This window comes from Endozoicomonas arenosclerae (genome assembly GCF_001562015.1).
In the GTDB taxonomy this organism is placed as follows: domain Bacteria; phylum Pseudomonadota; class Gammaproteobacteria; order Pseudomonadales; family Endozoicomonadaceae; genus Endozoicomonas_A; species Endozoicomonas_A arenosclerae.
This window is the reverse complement of sequence record NZ_LASA01000201.1, coordinates 1-4168: the sequence shown is the minus strand read 5'-3', so window position 1 is coordinate 4168 and position 4168 is coordinate 1. Positions and strand designations below refer to the sequence as shown.

2 protein-coding genes are annotated in these 4168 nt (G+C 46.2%); both read right to left on the bottom strand.

Annotated features, from left to right (window positions below; all coding sequences use genetic code 11):
• Nucleotides 1–149: transposase (locus WG89_RS29805; RefSeq protein WP_172806939.1), on the bottom strand; the 149-nt coding region annotated here is incomplete at its 3' end.
• Between the two features lie 21 nt (nt 150–170).
• Nucleotides 171–4168, bottom strand: a 3998-nt coding sequence (locus WG89_RS31440) for a hypothetical protein (RefSeq protein WP_172806938.1), incomplete at its 5' end; no start/stop codon positions are given.

Below are 4168 nucleotides of genomic sequence, written 5' to 3'. Positions count from 1 at the left end.
TAACGCTCTGAGATAGCCAAGCATACCTCCTTCAACGTCTTGTCTACTTCATCGCTAAAGACCACTCTTCGATACTTTGCTGGACAGACCAAGTGATACATAAGAACAGTGACATTGTGGGATTTGTGGATGAACCTACTTTTAGCCATCCACAAAATGTAGTCACAAGTTCATGCTGCGGCTAATGCCGCAGAAACGCAGCAAGCTGCGGGGAATATGACCCGTAGAGATTCAACCAGACGTGCCACCAGAATCCGATCTCTTAGCTTGAAGCTATCTTTAAATTCAACGGTTTGCCTGAATAAAGTCCGGGCATTTTTATACCCCTCACTCTTCATTTCCCCAACGACCTTCTCCTCCTGCAGCTCACAACTGCGCTTGTATCCTCTTCGGTCCTGAAGGTATTGAGGCACTTTTTCAGGATCCAACAGTTGTATCTGTCGCTTAAGAAAATCGAGATGAGCCAGCTGTTCATCCGTAGGCTTGCTGCTCATCAATATTTCATAGAGTCGCTCCCACTGGCGAAGATCCAGCATTTGTCCGGAATACATCAGCATTTGAAACCAGTCTCGGCTCAGGCTAGAGAAAATAGCCTTCGCTTCTGAAAGTACCTTGAGTAAGTGCTTGTCCTGGCTTTTCGCCAGCGTCTCTGCAGCAACACTGTATACATCCATAACGGCTTCGGGCTGTCTGCCTTTTGCCCATGAAAAGAGCCACTGCTCTACATCCGTATCCGCTTCGTATTGAGACGTTTGAAACCACTCCGCAGGTAAATAACTTTCCATCCCTGCTGCCATGAGAATTCCTGCTACACCGGGGTGAAAACCATCACCCACTTCAAGCACACTCAATAACCAGGCTGCCGCCTGCTCAGATGCCGAACCATCTGCCAGTAGATCAAGAGCCTGCTCAACGGCCAGCTCTCTTGGAGTCCTTTCCTGTCTGCTTTCCAGAATGTCGATTGAAAACTCAGCCTGCTTTCTGCCATGGGCTATTCGCCAGACCTTCACCAGCCCTTGGGGATCAAAGTGACTGTGATCGGGATTAATCATGTTCTTGATCAATTCCTGCCTGGCGGGTTTGAAACTCAGTGCGGACTGCCTCATGTAATGATCGCGATACAGCCCTACCTGATCAGCAAGAAAGATCCAGTTAATAAGAAAACCGGCTACCGGGTTGTAAAGTTCATGAGCCACCAGCAGTCGCCTGAAAGCTTTTTGATTGGCAAACAGACCTCTTAATTGGAAACGTCCCTCTATCTCCCCCATGGAGGAGTGTCGCAATGCCTCCCAGAGCCAGAGCTTGCCCTGTTTTTCAGGAAGGATGGATTGAATAAACCATTTCTGATCTTCAAAATCGCCTTCTTTTATCCAGGCCAGTTTCCAGAATTCATCTTCAATGTTTTCAAAGTAATTCCCGAACTGGGAAGGCTTTCGTAAATCATCAGAAGGTCCAGAGGTAACTTCTTTCTCTCGGGCTACCCGCTCTTCCAGATCTTTTCGGACTTGCTCCATCAATTCTGGAGAGACCGTTTTATACTCCTTTGCTTCTGAATGAACAGGCAACGGGGCTGCTTCAGGCTCTTCTCTCTCCTTTTTAACGACTTCCCTCTTTGGTCTTTGCCGCCTCTCTCTGGAGCGTGGTTTCTTTGGCGAATGGGCCTGTTTGACACAACTCCCCTCCTCTTTCAGATCACTTTCTGGTTCAGAGGGACTGATACAGACTGAAGAGCCTCCTGCGCTTTCGGGATCCTGACGGGAAGCAAACCCTGAATCATCAGATACTTCCTCATGGTGTTTCTCCTGATGAGTGACATCATCCTGATTGTCTATACGAGAGGCCTCAACATGATCGGGCTGTTCGCTATCAACAGGTGCTTCCTCGGCAAGGTCCAATCTGGTGGCCAGATCGTCTCCATATTTTCTGCGGATGGTACTGGCAATTCCCTGATTACTCCGCGTGAGTATTTGTAAACTGCTTCTGGCCTTCTCAATCCGATACTGGGCAATAGCCCCTTCACTCTCTGAATACTCACTCGCCTCTGAAAGCAACTTGTCGATCAACAGCCATAGATTAATCATGGGAAAAGCAACATCATGAGCTGGCTCATGACTCATGCCTTGAATGGGTAAGTGATTCAGGCTGACTCCCTGAAACAGTGCAGGTTCACTCACAACCTGAGTACTGACATCGAGGGTAAATATTCGGGTGTTTGCAGTTCTGATCTTGAGTTTTTTGGTCTCCAGACCCTCGGAATCAACGGCAACCGGATCAGGTCCTTCAATCATAAGATCAGGATAGCGTGAGCGAACCATTTCGATGAATGATTGCATTAGTGGTTGAATCAAGTCGGATTCACTCACCATCAAATCAATATCATTCACAGCAGGAATCTGTAATTCCAGAGCTTTGTTATCTCCACTTAAATTCGCTATCAAATGACTTCTGTTTGCCATGCCGCCATAGACGAAAGCATTATTCATTCCAAGAAAGGTCGGTCGGCTTAACACCTCTCCAAGGATATGGAACAACTGAAAACGCACCTCAATAACGTCCATCAGTACAGGCATAGCGAGAGAAAGAAAGGCAGGAGAAAAGAGACTCGATGGAATGGCCCCCAGTGTAAGATCCAAGCGCTTCTCTTTAGACAATTGAATACCTTCTTCGATAACACCCACTAATTCAGGGGCATAAATCAAAGAACCAGTAACCGTCAATCGGGTTCGATTGACTTCCCAGAAACCTTCTATCATTTCCAGGAGCGTTTTACTAAACATTAATACGGTTTCAGAACTGCTCCGATCAGAAGCCTGATAGGCAATCAGCCCTGCATGAAAGAGCCTTTTCTGAACCTCGGAAGTCACACCTGAATCGGAATGCTCAGATCCTTCCTTTAGCCTTGACTTAATCTCCTCCTCAATCTCGATTTTGGACGCGTCTGGAATCAATTTTTGAAAAGTATTAACAATGCTTTCATCCGTTTCCGGTATGTATTTTCGGACTGTATATTGGGGCCTGACAATAGATTCCGTAGGAGAAGCTAACATCTCTTCAGGTATCAGAAGCTCTCCATCCGGCCCTTCCTGATACAACCGAATCCATTGGGAGCCATCGTAAGCCAGGAAAATATCGGCATCCTGATAAAGAGCCTCTTCAGCTTCCTGCAACCACACTTTATGGGTCGATTCATCTATTCTTTTATATCGATACACTTCGTCGTCCAAACCTGACCTGACCAGAAAAACAACCAAATCCTGTTCAAGTAACTCACTGATCAGGATTAAATGATGGAAGCTACTCAGATCAAAGTTTGAATGGGACAAACGCAACTCAGTCCAGAGAGATAATGGGTCTTTAGGTTGAAACCCTTTTTTATCTTCAAGCGTTTTGTTTGCTCGCAGAGAAAACGCCATCTGCTTGGTTTTTTTACCTCTGAGTTCAATATCTGGATACATGGCTTCAAAAATGGAGCGATGCCATGAACCCAAAATTGGTCTCAGTTTTTTTCGTAGTAATCCCGCCAATAATGATTCATCCGGTGAATCAGGAGGGGTACTTGTAGACCCAGTTTCACTTCCCGGGTATGGGTTGCCTCCTTCCGGCTCACCAGAGGCAGCTTTAACAACCAGTGGATCATTCCTTACTGCTTCGGCCTCTCCTAATTGTCCGTCTTCTCTGATAGCTGGGACTTCAACCTCTCTTTTCTCGTTTTTCTCTTTCCTTTCAACAGGAACGGTGCGTATCTTATTTTTATATTGCTCTCTGAGCTTTTCCCAAGCCTCTTTGATGGCATACTCGCGTAAGAGAGAATCTATTTTTCGGAGGATAGCCCAGGGAACTGTACGATGTTCAGCCTGCCAGCTGCTAGGTTCATCTCCACCTCCCGCTGGCAAATTCAGTCCAAAATACTGAGGTAAAGCTTTAGCCAATTGATACTCAAAAAGCAGGCTCAACCAGCGAACCACTTCTTCATGACTGAGCTTAATGACACTCCCTTCCCTGTCCCTAAGGATGTAAATCGTCTGACCATCACTGGTTTTAACAACTTCAACACTAAACCCCAGACCCAGTAAAAACTGATGCTCAGCACTGCGCGAGGAGACCTCCATATCAAGGCGTTCGGGCTCATCCTCATTTTTTTTATCCAGAGTTAATATATCTTTAATAT